The 16001-nt window shown below is 45.9% G+C and carries 21 protein-coding genes and 4 pseudogenes; 12 read left to right on the top strand and 13 right to left on the bottom strand.

The window, feature by feature from the left end:
- Positions 1-246 precede the first annotated feature (246 nt).
- The gene (locus AACL30_RS15815) at positions 247-897 is read right to left on the bottom strand and encodes a tyrosine-type recombinase/integrase (RefSeq protein WP_339057302.1); all 651 of its coding nucleotides are present in this window, start codon (positions 895-897) and stop codon (positions 247-249) included.
- A gap of 248 nt (positions 898-1145) precedes the next feature.
- Between AACL30_RS15815 and istA (AACL30_RS15810) the strand changes: the two genes are divergently transcribed.
- From istA (AACL30_RS15810) to istB (AACL30_RS15785), 5 genes and pseudogenes are all read left to right on the top strand, one after another.
- Positions 1146-2180, top strand: coding sequence for an IS21 family transposase (istA, locus tag AACL30_RS15810; protein WP_422389559.1), 1035 nt, complete (start codon positions 1146-1148; stop codon positions 2178-2180).
- On the top strand, positions 2177-2446 hold the full coding sequence (locus tag AACL30_RS16620) for an ATP-binding protein (RefSeq protein ID WP_422389558.1): 270 nt from the start codon (positions 2177-2179) through the stop codon (positions 2444-2446). The genes istA (AACL30_RS15810) and AACL30_RS16620 overlap by 4 nt, the downstream gene beginning before the upstream one ends.
- 75 nt (positions 2447-2521) lie before the next feature.
- On the top strand, positions 2522-3700 hold the full coding sequence (gene istA / locus AACL30_RS15795) for an IS21 family transposase (protein ID WP_339056693.1): 1179 nt from the start codon (positions 2522-2524) through the stop codon (positions 3698-3700).
- A complete protein-coding gene (gene istB, locus AACL30_RS15790) occupies positions 3697-4494 on the top strand; it encodes an IS21-like element helper ATPase IstB (protein WP_339058365.1) in 798 nt (265 codons plus the stop codon). The genes istA (AACL30_RS15795) and istB (AACL30_RS15790) overlap by 4 nt, the downstream gene beginning before the upstream one ends.
- Positions 4495-4552: 58 nt before the next feature.
- A pseudogene (gene istB, locus AACL30_RS15785) lies at positions 4553-5086 on the top strand (IS21-like element helper ATPase IstB); the annotation flags it as partial.
- A 51-nt stretch (positions 5087-5137) separates the two neighbouring features.
- Here the strand turns inward: istB (AACL30_RS15785) and AACL30_RS15780 are convergent.
- Together AACL30_RS15780 and AACL30_RS15775 are read right to left on the bottom strand one after the other, a co-directional pair.
- Positions 5138-5752 (bottom strand): transposase, encoded by a 615-nt coding sequence (locus AACL30_RS15780; RefSeq protein ID WP_339057300.1) that lies wholly within the window; start codon positions 5750-5752, stop codon positions 5138-5140.
- Between the two features lie 28 nt (positions 5753-5780).
- Positions 5781-6522 (bottom strand): annotated as a pseudogene (locus AACL30_RS15775) (IS982 family transposase).
- A gap of 348 nt (positions 6523-6870) precedes the next feature.
- Between AACL30_RS15775 and AACL30_RS15770 the strand changes: the two are divergent.
- Together AACL30_RS15770 and AACL30_RS15765 are read left to right on the top strand one after the other, a co-directional pair.
- Positions 6871-7017 (top strand): hypothetical protein, encoded by a 147-nt coding sequence (locus tag AACL30_RS15770; RefSeq protein WP_339057299.1) that lies wholly within the window; start codon positions 6871-6873, stop codon positions 7015-7017.
- A complete protein-coding gene (locus AACL30_RS15765) occupies positions 6995-7321 on the top strand; it encodes an IS110 family transposase (protein ID WP_339057298.1) in 327 nt (108 codons plus the stop codon). The genes AACL30_RS15770 and AACL30_RS15765 overlap by 23 nt, the downstream gene beginning before the upstream one ends.
- A gap of 25 nt (positions 7322-7346) precedes the next feature.
- Here the strand turns inward: AACL30_RS15765 and AACL30_RS15760 are convergent, their stop codons facing one another.
- From AACL30_RS15760 to AACL30_RS15745, 4 genes are all read right to left on the bottom strand, one after another.
- Entirely contained in the window at positions 7347-7580 is a 234-nt protein-coding gene (locus tag AACL30_RS15760; RefSeq protein ID WP_339057297.1) for an AraC family transcriptional regulator, read from the bottom strand.
- Between the two features lie 141 nt (positions 7581-7721).
- Positions 7722-7961, bottom strand: a complete 240-nt coding sequence (locus AACL30_RS15755; RefSeq protein WP_339057296.1) for a BrnA antitoxin family protein — start codon at positions 7959-7961, stop codon at positions 7722-7724.
- 55 nt (positions 7962-8016) lie between these two features.
- Positions 8017-8382, bottom strand: a complete 366-nt coding sequence (locus tag AACL30_RS15750; protein WP_339057295.1) for a type II toxin-antitoxin system VapC family toxin — start codon at positions 8380-8382, stop codon at positions 8017-8019.
- A complete protein-coding gene (locus AACL30_RS15745; protein ID WP_006707089.1) occupies positions 8379-8585 on the bottom strand; it encodes a type II toxin-antitoxin system VapB family antitoxin in 207 nt (68 codons plus the stop codon). The genes AACL30_RS15750 and AACL30_RS15745 overlap by 4 nt, the downstream gene beginning before the upstream one ends.
- Positions 8586-8918: 333 nt before the next feature.
- Here AACL30_RS15745 and AACL30_RS15740 point away from each other — a divergent pair, with 333 nt between their 5' ends.
- From AACL30_RS15740 to AACL30_RS15730, 3 genes are read left to right on the top strand one after another with little or no spacing between them, the layout of a single operon-like run.
- Positions 8919-9509, top strand: coding sequence for an IS5 family transposase (locus AACL30_RS15740; RefSeq protein ID WP_339057294.1), 591 nt, complete (start codon positions 8919-8921; stop codon positions 9507-9509).
- The gene (locus AACL30_RS15735) at positions 9493-9756 is read left to right on the top strand and encodes a hypothetical protein (RefSeq protein ID WP_339057293.1); all 264 of its coding nucleotides are present in this window, start codon (positions 9493-9495) and stop codon (positions 9754-9756) included. Before AACL30_RS15740 ends, AACL30_RS15735 begins: the two co-directional genes overlap by 17 nt.
- Positions 9757-9802: 46 nt before the next feature.
- Positions 9803-10735: an IS5 family transposase gene (locus tag AACL30_RS15730; protein ID WP_339057292.1), complete on the top strand. Its 933-nt coding sequence runs from the start codon at positions 9803-9805 to the stop codon at positions 10733-10735.
- Positions 10736-10908: 173 nt separating this feature from the next.
- Here the strand turns inward: AACL30_RS15730 and AACL30_RS15725 are convergent, their stop codons facing one another.
- From AACL30_RS15725 to istA (AACL30_RS15700), 6 genes and pseudogenes are all read right to left on the bottom strand, one after another.
- Entirely contained in the window at positions 10909-11457 is a 549-nt protein-coding gene (locus AACL30_RS15725; RefSeq protein WP_339057291.1) for an IS630 family transposase, read from the bottom strand.
- Positions 11366-11734 (bottom strand): IS630 transposase-related protein, encoded by a 369-nt coding sequence (locus AACL30_RS15720; RefSeq protein WP_339057934.1) that lies wholly within the window; start codon positions 11732-11734, stop codon positions 11366-11368. The genes AACL30_RS15725 and AACL30_RS15720 overlap by 92 nt, the downstream gene beginning before the upstream one ends.
- A gap of 352 nt (positions 11735-12086) precedes the next feature.
- On the bottom strand, positions 12087-12602 hold the full coding sequence (locus tag AACL30_RS15715) for a phage major tail tube protein (protein WP_339057290.1): 516 nt from the start codon (positions 12600-12602) through the stop codon (positions 12087-12089).
- Between the two features lie 12 nt (positions 12603-12614).
- Positions 12615-13427 (bottom strand): annotated as a pseudogene (locus AACL30_RS15710) (phage tail sheath subtilisin-like domain-containing protein); the annotation flags it as partial.
- 54 nt (positions 13428-13481) lie between these two features.
- A complete protein-coding gene (istB, locus tag AACL30_RS15705) occupies positions 13482-14279 on the bottom strand; it encodes an IS21-like element helper ATPase IstB (protein ID WP_339058365.1) in 798 nt (265 codons plus the stop codon).
- Positions 14276-15454, bottom strand: coding sequence for an IS21 family transposase (istA, locus tag AACL30_RS15700; protein WP_339056344.1), 1179 nt, complete (start codon positions 15452-15454; stop codon positions 14276-14278). The genes istB (AACL30_RS15705) and istA (AACL30_RS15700) overlap by 4 nt, the downstream gene beginning before the upstream one ends.
- Here istA (AACL30_RS15700) and AACL30_RS15695 point away from each other — a divergent pair.
- Entirely contained in the window at positions 15453-15605 is a 153-nt protein-coding gene (locus tag AACL30_RS15695; RefSeq protein ID WP_339057043.1) for a hypothetical protein, read from the top strand. The two genes, istA (AACL30_RS15700) and AACL30_RS15695, sit on opposite strands and share 2 nt — an antisense overlap.
- Positions 15559-15999: pseudogene (locus AACL30_RS15690) on the top strand (ATP-binding protein); the annotation flags it as partial. The gene AACL30_RS15695 and the pseudogene AACL30_RS15690, both read left to right, overlap by 47 nt.
- Between the last annotated feature and the right edge of the window lie 2 nt (positions 16000-16001).

The following is a 16001-nucleotide window of genomic DNA, read 5'->3' as shown; positions in this document are numbered from 1 at the left end:
AGGCGAAGCCTGCGCGCCACACTGTACCCCACTGCCGAAGTGGGTGCGCAAGACATAATGCAGATTATGCGCACCGGTGCTGCTCACTAGTGGGTCAGGGCAGCATGCCCCCCAACGGCGACGGTGCGCATAATCTCCTGCATTATGTTAAATGGCGGCAGGCCAGCCACTCATCACCTTCAACAACACCTGACCCGGCTGGCCTGCCGCCTTTTGCCTTTCCTCGCTCCCCAGCAAGGTTGAAGGTTATCGCGCTAACTTTTCCCGATTCTCCGCAACGATGGATTGGCATTCTGATTCGGCACTATCCGCGTTTCTGGCCAGTTTCGCAGGATGAGTAGCACGGTAAACCACTTTCAACGCCCCTATACTGACCCGTGTATAGATTTGTGTCGTCTCCAGTTTTTCATGCCCCAACATCACCTGTATCCAGCGTGTATCTGCGCCGTTCTCCAGCATCAATGTCGCCATCGTGTGCCGGAACAGATGACAGCTACCACGCTTCCCGATGTTTGCCTCCCTGACCAGCGCTCCCACACGCTTTGTCAGCCAATCAGGACTGATCGGACGACCATCGGCCAGCAGAAACAGCACCGCGCTTTCTCCTCCACACAGCAAATCAGGCCGCCCCTGATGTTGGTACTTCTCCAACCACATCAGCGCTCGCTCACCTATCGGAACCACCCGGTCTTTGCGCCCTTTTCCCTCACGCACCATCACCGTACCCTGTTCGCTGTCAATTGACGATAAGGTCAACCCCGCCAGCTCAGCACGCCGTAGCCCCGTACTGTACAGCACTTCCAGTATGGCACGGTCTCGCATCCCCTCAGCATTGTCGATAGCGGGCAGACTCAGAATAGACTCCACTTCTTTTACTGTCAGAATGTCCTTTGGCAATCGCTTGCCTTCTTTTGTCATTATCAAGTCTGACGCCGGATTAGACAGCAGTTTATTACTGCGCGCCAGCCATCTGAACCACGCAATAACCGGCGCTAATTGCGTACGCTGCGTATAAGCACTCAACGGGTAGCCGTTGCGCTTACGATGTTGATACAGATGGTGTTACCAACAATGCAAAACTGAGCCACTCCAACAATTGAAATCTGAGCCACTTGTTTTCACCATCGCGCCTTTTCGGAGGCACTTTGATTTCAAAAGAAGAACTCATGAAAATTCAGATTTTGCATAAACAAGGGCTGTCGCAAAGAGCTATCGCCAAAGAATTGGGCATCTCGCGTAATACCGTCAAGCGGTACTTACACAGCAAGATGAATGAGCCGGTTTATAAATCGCGCGCTCAGTCGTCTTCATTGCTTGCTCCATTTAAGTTGTTTCTGCACTCACGTATTGCACAAGCGAAACCGGCGCCTCTCTCCGGTGTCGTGTTATTCAGAGAACTCAAAGAGTTAGGCTATACAGGTAGCCTGTCGTTGTTACGTCAGTATTTGTATCTGTACCGTGGCAAACCTACGCCAGAGCCCATCGTGCGTTTTGAAACCGAAGCCGGCAAGCAAATGCAAGTCGACTGGGGTCAAATGCGGGGGGGTAAATCTCCCCTTCATGTCTTTATCGCTGTCTTGGGGTATAGCCGGGCGATGATGGTGATATTCACTGATAACATGCGATACGACACACTTGAGCACTGTCATCGACTCACCTTGGATTACTTCCAGAGCGTGCCACGCGAAGTCTGGTACGACAATATGAAAACGGTGGTGGTGGAGCGTGATGCTTATGGTGAAGGCAAACATAAGCTTAATCAGGCGTTTTACCCGTTTGCCAAAAGTATGGGGTTTATCCCGAAGCTTTGCCATACCTATCGACCACAAACCAAAGGCAAGGTTGAACGAATGGTACGCTATGTCAGGGATAATTTCTTTCGTCCGCTCAATACCAAGTTATTGGCGTTGGGCCTGACGCTCGATACTGACACTGCCAATGAGCACGTCACGCTATGGCTGGAAACGGTGGCACACCAACGGATCCATGACACCACTAAAGAAAAACCTGCACTGCGGCTTATCGATGAACGTAAAGCACTACAGGCATTACCTCCCGAAATAGTACCGATAAGCTCTTCTCTGGCCAGCGAGCGCTCATTACCTTCGGTCAATGAGTTGAGTCAGCAACCACTGCATCATGCTCTTAGCGTGTATGACCAACTGATGGAGGCGATATGAACCTGCAATTATCCCGTATTGGCGAACTTACCTCAGCGCTGCAACTGCCGGGGATTGATGCAAATGCCTGCGATTTAGCCCAGCAGGCGGCGCAACAAGAGTGGGATTATCTGACCTTCCTGGAGCAGATTCTGCAGTGTGAGAAACGTTCACGTCATCAGCGGAAGCAGCATATATTCACCCGAATGGCTGGATTCCCTGGCCTAAAAACGCTGGAAAAATTTGATTTTACCTTCGCTGTCAGCGCTAATGATAAAAGACCGTAAATTGCTAATTTAATTTGTCCACTCAAGCCAGAATGCAGTTTCCTTTGTGGTGACAAAGCCATGAGGGAAATAAGCATGCTAAGAAGAGAGGACCACTACATGATAAAACAACGCCATCAACAGGGGGCATTTATTGTTGATATTGCCCATCAGATAGGGTGTTCAGAAAAGACGGTGAGACGGCACATTAGCTATCCTGCGCCGCCAACAGCAAAATGCGGTAAAAAACAGGTTGCTAAACTCGAGCCCTTTAAAGACTACATCGATTCAAGGTTGAGTGAACAGGTTTGGAATGCGGCGGTTATTTTTGAGGAAATCCGTGAAAAAGGCTACCGCGGCGGGAGTGCGATGCTCCGACGTTATATTCATCCGAAGCGTCCACTCAGGGCCTCGAAAAACACGGTACGCTTTGAAACCCTCCCCGGTTATCAACTTCAACACGATTGGGGAGAAATCATCGTTGAGGTGGCAGGCTCTGCCTGTACGGTTAATTTTGCCGTTAATACGCTCGGTTTTTCGCGTCGCTTTCATGTCTTTGCTGCCCCTAAGCAAGATGCTGAGCACACGTATGAATCGCTGGTTCGCAGCTTCAATTACTTCGGTGGCAGCGTAAAAAATGTCTTGGTAGATAACCAAAAAGCCGCTGTTATCAAACATGGACAAAATGGCCACATCGAGTTCAATGCGGGCTTCCTGCAACTGGCTAATCACTATGGGTTTAGCCCTCGCGCCTGTAAGCCTTATCGACCGCAAACGAAAGGCAAAACCGAACGGATGGTGGGCTATGTTAAACACAATTTTTTCACTCGCTACCGTCAGTTTGAGAGTTTCGCTCATGTTAATCAACTGCTAGCGATGTGGCTGGCGAAAGTGGCAGACCAGCGTCATCTTCGTCAATTCAAGCAGACACCGGAAAATCGTTTTGCTGAGGAAAAAATAGCCTTGATGCCACTCCCTGCGACTGATTTCGATACCAGCTACTTCGACCTACGACAAGTGGCATGGGACAGCTATATCGATGTCAGAGGTAATCGCTATAGCGTGCCTTCATTCTGGTGTGGTCGTGCGGTTAATATTCGTATCGGTTTAGATAATACGCTACGTATTTACGGCGATGAGCAACTGCTCGCGACGCATCTCTTGCAGGAGGTAACGCAGGGCTGGCAAAAGGTGCCAGAACATCATCAAGCCCTTTGGCAACAGGTCAATCGAGTAGCGTCTCGTTCGCTCAGTGTGTATGAGGAGCTACTCTGATGGAAATGGAAAACTTGTTGATACGGTTAAAAATGGATTACCTGGGCGATGCGTTGGAGAGTTTATGTGAAGAAGCCACCAAGAAAGCACTGAACTACCGTGAATTTCTCCAGCAGGCATTAGCCCAGGAATGGAACGGGCGTCACCAAAAAGGCTTGGAATCGCGGTTAAAACAAGCACGTTTGCCGTGGATAAAAACCTTGGAGCAATTTGACTTTACTTTCCAACCAAGTATAGACAGGAAAATTATCCGCGAGCTGGCGGGGCTGAGGTTTGTCGAACATCATGAAAACGTCATTTTGTTAGGCCCACCTGGGGTAGGGAAAACGCATTTGGCGATAGCGCTGGCTGTCAAGGCAGCTACAGCTGGGCATCGGGTATTGTTTATGCCTCTGGATAGACTCTGCTGTACCTTAATGAAGGCAAAGCAAGAAAACCGTCTGGAACGCCAACTTCAGCAACTGTGCTATGCCAGGGTATTAATACTGGATGAAATCGGGTATTTACCGATGAATCGCGAAGAAGCTAGCCTATTTTTCAGGTTATTGAGCCGTCGTTATGAAAAGGCGAGCATCATTCTCACATCAAATAAAAGTTTTACTGATTGGGGGGACGTATTCGGTGATCACATTTTAGCAACTGCGATTTTAGACAGGCTTTTACATCATTCAACCACATTGAATATTAAAGGAGAAAGCTACCGACTCAAAAATAAACGCAAAGCAGGCATGTTGCCTATAAAAACGACTGATATTATCCAGGCGCCTGGAATAGAAACCCAACAGGAAAATTAGCAAAAACTGGACATTTTAAAGTAGCAAAAAGTGGTCAATCTAAAGTAGCGTTGACATCGCCGCGGGGGTGCCCAAAAAACAGGTCATCGAGTTAGCGTCGTTGTCATTTATTGAGCGCCAGGAGAATGTGGTGATGCTGGGGCCGTCAGGGGTGGGCAAGACCCATATCGCAATAGCCCTAGGTTACAAGGCCGTGCAGGCAGGAATCAAAACCCGTTTTATCAGTGCATCTGACTTAATTCTGCAACTAGCCACAGCGCAGCGACAAGACAACTATAAACAGGTCATGCAGCGCGCCGTACAGGCACCCAGGTTGCTAATTATTGATGAAATCGGCTATCTGCCCTTTACCGTACATGAGGCAAAATTGCTGTTTGAGGTCATAGCCAAACGCTATGAAAAAGCCTCTGTGATCTTAACGAGCAACTTGCCTTTTGGTCAGTGGGGACAAGTCTTTGCAAACGATACAGCACTCACCTCGGCCATGTTAGACCGGGTACTACACCACTCACATATCTTGCAAATCAAAGGAGAAAGCTATCGTATTAAAGAAAAGAAACAAGCCGGACTAATGGATAAACCCAAACAGTAGTGGATCACTTTTAGATTGTTGCTGTGGATCAGTTTTAGGCTGTTGTTGACATTAGGCAAAATTTTCAACCCAAGGTGATTTTCGTTTATAGACGCTACTCACCATAGAGAGCAATTTATGCATAACGGCAACAATAGCCACTTTACCGCATTTTCCCTTGGCGCGAAGCCGATGGTAAAAATCAGCCAGGGGTTTATTCCAGCGGACAGCGGCAACGGCTGCCATGTACAGTGCTTTCCTTAAGGTTTTGCGCCCCCCCTGAATAAACCGTTTGCCCCTAAATTTTCCGCTGTCTCGATTAAACGGGGCAACACCCACTAAAGCGGCTAATGACTTGTTTTCGATTGAGCCAATTTCAGGTAATAAAGTTAATATCATCAGGGCGGTTTGCTGTCCAATAGCGGGGATTGAGGTGAGTAGATTCACCTTTTCTTGCATCTCAGATTCAGCTGTTAATTGGTTAATCTCTTGCTGAACCGCTTCAATTTGTTGATTTAAAAAATCGATATGTGATGAAATAAATTCTTTAATGTTAGCGTTATAGTCTTTATCAAGACGAGAGGTTTCACGCATTTTGTCATCCAGTAATTGATGACGTCGTTTCAGTAAATCGCTTACTTTTTCAGCAATTTCAGATAATTGATTCTGTTTAGGAGGCAATTTCAATATACAAGTTCGGGATAAGCCGACTATTTTATAATGTAACGATATTTGAACAATACAGGGCTAATTTTGGTTTGGATGGAGTGAGGCAGTAAGCGAGGATACCGCCAAGTAAATTAACGATAAAATTCTGTGGTGAACGATGACGAGTATGCTCTATTTGGCACATATTTTTGAGTTGTTCAAAAACGGTTTCAACCAATGAACGTTTACGCAAAATGGCATTATCAAACTCAGTGTGCTCGAGAGGCTTCATGTTGCGACGAACACGAGTGATAAAGGCGCTCCCCTTTTCTTTGAGCTGTTGTAATAGTGTTTTAGAAATATAGCCTTTGTCTGCGTAAAGTTGGCCAAAAAGCGCTTTGGCCAGGTGAGGAACAGGTTTTCTATCATCACCATTACCCGAGGTTAGAAAAATACTGAGTAGTTCGCCTCGATGATTGATAATCGCATGTAATTTAAAACCAAAAAACCAGCCGGTTGAGCTTTTCCCCCGTTCTGCCAAGCCTTGAAAAACACGAGCGAGAATAAGAGGGAAGGGTTGGAAATTCAGCCCTGAGATGCTGACACACATGATAAAGATAGAATGATTTGAACTGGCGATAACGAATTTGATGGAACAATACCACTAGCGTCATCAGCTCTGCCAAAGAAAGAGAACTGGCACGGATACGCTGCTTGGCTCCCTCCGTTAAGAGCTTTGCATTTAATATTGGCTCAAATTTTTTGCAAAAATCATCCATTAAGCAATAAAGTTCGGTAATATCGGTCATGAGTGTCTCGCTATTTCGTGATTAATAATGTTCGCAAACACCATTATCTTGAAGTACGAGGCACTTATCTATTCTTAATCAAAAAGTTAGAGAAAATAAACGTCAATTCCTTATCCCGAACTTGTATATTGAAATTGCCTGTTAATTCTGATCACCTTAATAGGTGGATAGAGGGGTCGTTCTTCCGAATAAGGTGATGAAGCACCGTACCTGAGTCATGACCCTCTATCCTATTTTGATATAGGCCGGTTCCGAACAGATGTCATGAGGGTTTAAGACGCCTCGAATTACAAGTAGGGAAAAAGTCTATTATTTTTTCAATTCGATTATACAAAAGGAAAGGCCAACATGGGAGAGTATATTGGTATTGATGTTGGAAAAGCCACGCTTGATGTGTGTTTTTCAGATAAAGTCACTACCAAAGGTGAATCTACTCACCTCAATCCCCGCTATTGGACAGCAAACCGCCCTGATGATATTAACTTTATTACCTGAAATTGGCTCAATCGAAAACAAGTCATTAGCCGCTTTAGTGGGTGTTGCCCCGTTTAATCGAGACAGCGGAAAATTTAGGGGCAAACGGTTTATTCAGGGGGGGCGCAAAACCTTAAGGAAAGCACTGTACATGGCAGCCGTTGCCGCTGTCCGCTGGAATAAACCCCTGGCTGATTTTTACCATCGGCTTCGCGCCAAGGGAAAATGCGGTAAAGTGGCTATTGTTGCCGTTATGCATAAATTGCTCTCTATGGTGAGTAGCGTCTATAAACGAAAATCACCTTGGGTTGAAAATTTTGCCTAATTCACTTGATTTCTAATACAGATGCTCAGGTTAGAATAGAATCTTTCTGACTTTGAAGAGAGCGAAAAGCACATTCCATTCTGAGACGCCGAATAAATGCGCCAGGTGTTTTAGCCGTTGCTTCTATAAAAAGCCGCTTTAAAGAAGATACAGATATATCAACGGATTTTGCCAAGTCTTTTAGCGTGATAGGTTGATCAATATGGTCATAAACAAACCGGACTGCGTTGATAAAATTTGAACTATTTAAGTCATTCATTAGAAAAAACCCCTTTGCCAAGCTAGCTATCATACACATTAAATAGTTTATTATTTATGCAGAAAAGGTCATAAACTATTAATTTACAGGGTGTTCTTGATCGGTGCGGTTTGGGGTTATAGGGGCACAGTAAGGATTCGTTTAAAAATGGGCAATAGGTGTAATAACGCGGTTCACAGTCCAATGGAGCCCTATTACCTCGGGTGAAAGACGAATAGTAATTTTTGTTTTGGTGGGGGCTTTTTGACGACCTCGAATGCGCAGCGTTTTCAAAAGAGAAGTCGGCAATACTTCTTTGGCGGGCTGCATGACAGCGAAATCTTTTTCGGTCAGTTCACGCACCTCACCTTGTTCATCAATCAAGGATGGGTGACTTTTCATATTTAACTCCTTCTCTTTTTTGTCGTAGTTAGAAAAGACGTTAATGCGGCTGGAGCTAATAGGCTACCTTGAAACGCTTTGCTAAATTTTCGAGGCGTTTATCTAAGGTCAATAAGCTTGTTCCGGGTGTCATTAGCGTAGAAGCGAGTAGCACCATATCAACTAACCCACAGCCAAGCCCATACAGCTCTTCACGCTGGATGAAATCCATTACCTCGTCCAAGGTTGCTTGATTAACGTGTTGCAAAAGGCCAATTTTGTTAAGCGTTTGGGTTCGTGGTGCCGGCGGTGTTCCACAGGCTAGTTCAAGCATAACCATGGGGTGAGTTAGTGCCAAATCTGCCTCAAGCAATTTAACTAGCGTTTCGTTGCGGTTTTTAAAGTGATCGACCCATACCGAAGTATCAATGAGCACACTCATTGTGCCACGGGCTTTTCGCGACGCCGAGGAACAGCTTTTATTTCAGGTGTAGTGCCGCCCAAAGCAGCGAGGCGTTTAGCGGCTTGCACCCGCACAAATGTTTTAATGGCCTCTCGGAATAAATCAGATTTATCCATGCCGGGGTTGGCCATATCCAGTGCTTTTTCGTAGAGGGTATCATCAATAGTGACCGTAGTTCGCATAAAAAACCTCCGCTTTAAACATGATGCAAAAATACATCTTTTTAGACATCTTTGCAAGTTAATCATTGTTTATCATACAGATGTTTTTTTAGCCTTTTACATGTCAGCCACAAAAAGAGCCATCTATGTTTGACCAGAAAAAACCAATACATCTCGTCACCTACAACAAAGTCTTTGTTGTGGGGCTGGAATGGCGCGCGATTAAAGGCGGCCTGCACTATATGGAAACCCTGAAAAACCGCTAAAAGTAGTCTATTCTGTTAGCAATAATTTTTTTAGGTGAATAGTGAAATGAAAACGAAATCGACGAGACGAGCCGGCTTTTAAGCGCAAATGAATAGGATAGTTCCCTGGGAAAAGATTCTGGCCAAACTCAGTCGTCATTATCCGAAGGCAAGCTCTAAAGGCGGCAGACCGGCGAAACCGTTAGAAGTGATGCTGCGGATTTATTTTTTACAGAATGGGTTTAATTATGCTGATTTATCGATGGAAGAAGCGTTATACGACATCCCCTTATTACGTCAATTTGCGGGGGTATGTGTCGATGCCATTCCCTCCGATCCCACTATCCTGCATTTTCGTCATTGGCTGGAAAAACATCATTTAAGCGAAGCGCTGTTTGAAGAAGTTAATACGCATTTAGCTTCGCTTCAGCTATTTATCAAACGGGGTAGCATTGTCGATGCTACGATTATTGATGCACCCAGTTCAACTCAAAACCGGCAAAATACTCGTGAGCCAGACATGAAAGCCACCCGTAAAGGCAATCAGTGCTACTTTGGCATGAAAGCGCATATTGGCGTGGATGCACAGACGGGGCTGGTGCATTCCCTGGTGGGAACCTCGGCGAATGTAGCCGATGTGACGCAAGTTCATCACCTTCTTCACGGCCAAGAAGAGGTTGTTCATGGTGATGCCGGTTAGCGTGGTCACCTGGCACATCCTCCGACGGAGGGTATTGGCCTTGCCCGGGCAGGAGCAGCAGGTATGGGAAAAACATCGGCATCAGCAAAGTCTCAACGCGAAAATCCGGGCTAAAGTAGAACACCCCTTCCGTGTATTAAAATGCCAGTTCAACTTTAGAAAAGTGCGTTACAAAGGCTTAGCTCAAAATATTGCATTCATTTCGGTTTTTCAGGGTTTCCATATGGAAGCCCTGAAAAACCGCTAAAAGTAGTCTATTCTGTCATTAATAATTTTTTTAGGTTAATAGTGAAATGAAAACGAAATCGACGAGACGAGGCGACTTTTTAGCGCAGATGAATAGGATAGTTCCCTGGGAAAAAATTCTGTCTAAACTCAGTATCAATTATCCTAAGCCAACAGCCAAAGGGGGAAGACCGGCAAAACCTTTAGAGGTGATGCTGCGGATTTATTTTTTACAAAATGGGTTTAATTACGCTGATTTATCGATGGAAGAAGCGTTATATGACATCCCCTTACTACGTCAATTTACCGGTGTCTCCGTCGATGCGATTCCCTCCGATCCCACCATTCTGCATTTTCGACACTGGCTGGAAAAACATCATTTAAGCGAATCATTGTTTGAAGAGGTCAATGCGCATTTAGCTTCGTGTGGGCTGTTTATCAAACGGGGTAGTATTGTTGATGCTACGATCATTCATGCACCCAGTTCAACTAAAAACCGGCAAAATGGCCGCGATCCTGAAATGAAAGCCACCCGTAAAGGCAATCAGTGTTACTTTGGTATGAAAGCGCATATTGGTGTGGATGCACAGACGGGTCTGGTGCATTCCCTGGTAGGAACCTCGGCGAATGTAGCCGAGGTAACGCAAGTTCATCACCTTCTTCACGGCCAAGAAGAGGTTGTCCATGGTGATGCCGGTTATAAAGGCGTGATGCGACGCAGTGAACATCAACATCGTGCGGTCATCTGGCACATCCCCCGACGGAGGGTATTGGCCTTGCCCGGGCAGGAGCAGCAGGTATGGGAGAAACATCGGCATCGGCAAAGTCTTATTGCGAAAATCCGGGCTAAGGTTGAACATCCCTTTCGGGTGTTAAAATGTCAGTTCAACTTTAGAAAAGTGCGCTACAAGGGCTTGGCAAAAAATACCGCGCAGTTATTCAGCTTATTTGCTTTGACCAATCTCTTTCTCGCTAGAAAAATCCTGCTCTGTAACCCCTGATTTTCCATTGATACTGAAAAAAAGTGTATCCGCCGTCTCTATACCGTAAAAAAAGAGTGCATTCCTTTCCTTTTTTATTACATGACTTTAAGAATTAACGCTATTAGCTCAAAATATAGCATTCATTATCGGTTTTTCAGGGCTTCCTTATGGCATAAGCGGTATAAATTGATTTAAAATAAAGGTGCAGAAAACAAGGTATGGATATCACATTGGCGCTTTCTGCGAAGGGCTTTTGCTTGAGCCCATTTATGCTCAATGGGGTTCATATCAGGAGAATAAGTAGGAAGATATTCGAGAATAAAGCCGGCTTTCTGTATAGCAGCCTGGGTGTCTTGACGTTTATGGAAGCTGACATTATCCATTACGATGACAGCCCCTTGGGGAGATTTTGGTAGTAAGTCTTGCATGACCCAGGCATGAAAAATATCGCTGTTGATATGGCAATCGAAGGTACAAACGGGGGTTAATTTTCCGTTAAGCTGGGCACCAATAACGTTAGTACGTGCTTTGGCATGCCAATCGTGTTGGCCGTAACAGCGCTTACCTTTCATTGAATCACCATAAAGACGTGGCATATCATGGGCAAAACCGCTTTCATCCACGTAAACTATCGGGGTATCACAGGCTTCATAGGCCTGGAGCTTGTTTTGGAAATCTTTTCGCGCTTGGACGTCGATTTTGGGATGATAAAATGTTTTTTTTATAGCTAAACCCGGCACGTTTTAACGCATCGCAGATACCTCGAGCACTAACCCCCATACGTTGAGCGCGTTCGTATTGAGACGCGTCAGGATAGGTTTCTACGTCAAGGATTAACGCCGCTTGGTTTATTTTGGTAGCGGGTTTATCTCGAGTCAGGCAAGGTTCTATGCGTTTAGCCCAGCGCATCAGGCTCGCTGTCCCCACACAAAAACGTGTCGCTGTTTGGGCATAAGTGAGCTTTTCTTGCGTTTTAATAGCCAAGACATGTTGGCGAAATTTTAATGGATAGGTCATCTCAGTATTATACATCAATTTATACCACCTATGCCATAAACTCTCTGACGCTTGTTTGCACGTATACGCTTTTTCCAGGACTAACTTTGCTGCGTCTTGTTTAAACTCCAGCGTAAATGTCGATGGCTTCTTTTTACTTTTCATTTTATACACCTCTGATTTGCAGTTTATTACAGCTCTTCAAAAGTGTCCGGAAACATTAGACCATTACATAACCTCGTTCGGTGATTTCGCTATCGATTTGCTCATGTTTTATTCCAGTAAGAGAGAAAAATGCGATCAGGTTCGCAAATGACACTGTAATGCTAGGGTAAGACGGCATTGGCCTGGTGAGACCGAGTAAAATAAGCGATCATAATCCAATGGCACGTCGATGTTCTTTGAGCACGTCGACGCCCTCCACGATTTCAATCATATTGAGGGTGTCAATTTCGATGATTACCTTGTGATTAAGGGTTAATTTGTAATAAGTATTTTTGGATGCAATTTTGGTTTGGGAGTTGTCGCCCTGTTTGTAATCGCCACTGTCAATTTCCTGATGACGCCCGCGTGTCACCACTTCAATCTGAGTGATGTCCCCGGTATCATCGCGTTGCAGAGAGCCTGAGAAGCGCAGTTGCACGCCGTCAATTTTGGCACAGCCCCATTGTCGATACACTTGGGCTTCGACACCGCCCAGCGTCCATTCCATGTCTATCGCGCCTTCTTCCAGACCGAGATCAATTTTGGCGCTGCCGTTCATGCCGCCCCCGCGATAGGCTTCCAGTTGGCGTACCAGTTTGGGTAAGGTAATGGATTCGACGACACCTTGGTAATTATCGCCGTCGTTAAACAGGTTAAAATATTTAAGTTTGCGTGGTAATGCCATGCTCTTTTCTCCTTACGCGCCCTGTTGTGCCAAGTTGATAAGATAACGATCAGTAATACGTTGCCGCAATGTTAGATTTTCTAACGGCGGCACCGGCGTGTAATCGTAATCAATCACCAGTCTGCCTGCTTTGAGGGCATCTTTGTCATTGATGCTGTCATCAAACCAGCAGTGGCCGTCGATAAGATACCCCGCCGATTTTAGCGCCCGAAAGGTGGCGCTGATGCCTTCGACCACATCCTTGATTAAGGAGGGGTGGATCGGTTTGCCCATCGCCCACAGATGAGCGTTCGCTAAGGTATCGGCCAGCACTTGCGCGGTGCGGGTGTAGTTTTCAAACTGAAACAGCGGATCATCGGAGCAGGTACGCGAGCCCCAAAAGCGGTAGCCGTCTTGGCGGATCAGCGTGGTAACGCCATGCCGGTTCACTATATTGGCCTCGGTAGCGGGGTTTTGCAGATCCCAATAGACATCGGCGGAAATGCCGGTAACCCCGTTAACACCGACGTTGGAGAGGGTTTTGTGCCAGCCGGTCTGTTGGTCAATTTTAGCGCGTAGACCGAGCGCCCGCGCGGTTGCCCAGGCGGTGTTTTCTTTCTTGGTCACCGTATCCCAGCTAAGAAAATCCGGCCAAATCAACATGGCTTCACGTTGATTAAAATTTTTGCGGTAGTCTAGTGCCTCATCGCTCGTTTTGCAGCCATAGGCACTGATATAAGCGAATGCCCCCAGCGAGTCGGCAATCGACAGCAATTCCGTTGCCACCGCGTGATTATCATGACCCGGCACCCCGAGAATACGCGGTTTGACGCCACATTGACCTTGTCAACGCTACTTTAGATTGACCACTTTTTGCTACTTTAAAATGTCCAGTTTTTGCTAATTTTCCTGTTGGGTTTCTATTCCAGGCGCCTGGATAATATCAGTCGTTTTTATAGGCAACATGCCTGCTTTGCGTTTATTTTTGAGTCGATAGCTTTCTCCTTTAATATTCAATGTGGTTGAATGATGTAAAAGCCTGTCTAAAATCGCAGTTGCTAAAATGTGATCACCGAATACGTCCCCCCAATCAGTAAAACTTTTATTTGATGTGAGAATGATGCTCGCCTTTTCATAACGACGGCTCAATAACCTGAAAAATAGGCTAGCTTCTTCGCGATTCATCGGTAAATACCCGATTTCATCCAGTATTAATACCCTGGCATAGCACAGTTGCTGAAGTTGGCGTTCCAGACGGTTTTCTTGCTTTGCCTTCATTAAGGTACAGCAGAGTCTATCCAGAGGCATAAACAATACCCGATGCCCAGCTGTAGCTGCCTTGACAGCCAGCGCTATCGCCAAATGCGTTTTCCCTACCCCAGGTGGGCCTAACAAAATGACGTTTTCATGATGTTCGACAAACCTCAGCCCCGCCAGCTCGCGGATAATTTTCCTGTCTATACTTGGTTGGAAAGTAAAGTCAAATTGCTCCAAGGTTTTTATCCACGGCAAACGTGCTTGTTTTAACCGCGATTCCAAGCCTTTTTGGTGACGCCCGTTCCATTCCTGGGCTAATGCCTGCTGGAGAAATTCACGGTAGTTCAGTGCTTTCTTGGTGGCTTCTTCACATAAACTCTCCAACGCATCGCCCAGGTAATCCATTTTTAACCGTATCAACAAGTTTTCCATTTCCATCAGAGTAGCTCCTCATACACACTGAGCGAACGAGACGCTACTCGATTGACCTGTTGCCAAAGGGCTTGATGATGTTCTGGCACCTTTTGCCAGCCCTGCGTTACCTCCTGCAAGAGATGCGTCGCGAGCAGTTGCTCATCGCCGTAAATACGTAGCGTATTATCTAAACCGATACGAATATTAACCGCACGACCACACCAGAATGAAGGCACGCTATAGCGATTACCTCTGACATCGATATAGCTGTCCCATGCCACTTGTCGTAGGTCGAAGTAGCTGGTATCGAAATCAGTCGCAGGGAGTGGCATCAAGGCTATTTTTTCCTCAGCAAAACGATTTTCCGGTGTCTGCTTGAATTGACGAAGATGACGCTGGTCTGCCACTTTCGCCAGCCACATCGCTAGCAGTTGATTAACATGAGCGAAACTCTCAAACTGACGGTAGCGAGTGAAAAAATTGTGTTTAACATAGCCCACCATCCGTTCGGTTTTGCCTTTCGTTTGCGGTCGATAAGGCTTACAGGCGCGAGGGCTAAACCCATAGTGATTAGCCAGTTGCAGGAAGCCCGCATTGAACTCGATGTGGCCATTTTGTCCATGTTTGATAACAGCGGCTTTTTGGTTATCTACCAAGACATTTTTTACGCTGCCACCGAAGTAATTGAAGCTGCGAACCAGCGATTCATACGTGTGCTCAGCATCTTGCTTAGGGGCAGCAAAGACATGAAAGCGACGCGAAAAACCGAGCGTATTAACGGCAAAATTAACCGTACAGGCAGAGCCTGCCACCTCAACGATGATTTCTCCCCAATCGTGTTGAAGTTGATAACCGGGGAGGGTTTCAAAGCGTACCGTGTTTTTCGAGGCCCTGAGCGGACGTTTGGGATGTATATAACGTCGGAGCATCGCACTCCCACCCCGGTAGCCTTTTTCACGGATTTCCTCAAAAATAACCGCCGCATTCCAAACCTGTTCACTCAACCTTGAATCGATGTAGTCTTTAAAGGGCTCGAGTTTAGCAACCTGTTTTTTACCGCGTTTTGCTGTTGGCGGCGCAGGATAGCTAATGTGCCGTCTCACCGTTTTTTCTGAACACCCTATCTGATGGGCAATATCAACAATAAATGCCCCCTGTTGATGGCGTTGTTTTATCATGTAGTGGTCCTCTCTTCTTAGCATGCTTATTTCCCTCATGGCTTTGTCACCACAAAGGAAACTGCATTCTGGCTTGAGTGGACAAATTAAATTAGCAATTTACGGTCTTTTATCATTAGCGCTGACACAAGGCAGCTACAGCTGGGCATCGGGTATTGTTTATGCCTCTGGATAGACTCTGCTGTACCTTAATGAAGGCAAAGCAAGAAAACCGTCTGGAACGCCAACTTCAGCAACTGTGCTATGCCAGGGTATTAATACTGGATGAAATCGGGTATTTACCGATGAATCGCGAAGAAGCTAGCCTATTTTTCAGGTTATTGAGCCGTCGTTATGAAAAGGCGAGCATCATTCTCACATCAAATAAAAGTTTTACTGATTGGGGGGACGTATTCGGTGATCACATTTTAGCAACTGCGATTTTAGACAGGCTTTTACATCATTCAACCACATTGAATATTAAAGGAGAAAGCTATCGACTCAAAAATAAACGCAAAGCAGGCATGTTGCCTATAAAAACGACTGATATTATCCAGGCGCCTGGAATAGAAACCCAACAGGAAAATTAGCA

Origin of the sequence: Candidatus Regiella endosymbiont of Tuberolachnus salignus (genome assembly GCF_964020115.1) — a bacterium.
In the GTDB taxonomy this organism is placed as follows: domain Bacteria; phylum Pseudomonadota; class Gammaproteobacteria; order Enterobacterales; family Enterobacteriaceae; genus Regiella; species Regiella insecticola.
This window is presented reverse-complemented; position numbering and strand designations above follow the sequence as displayed.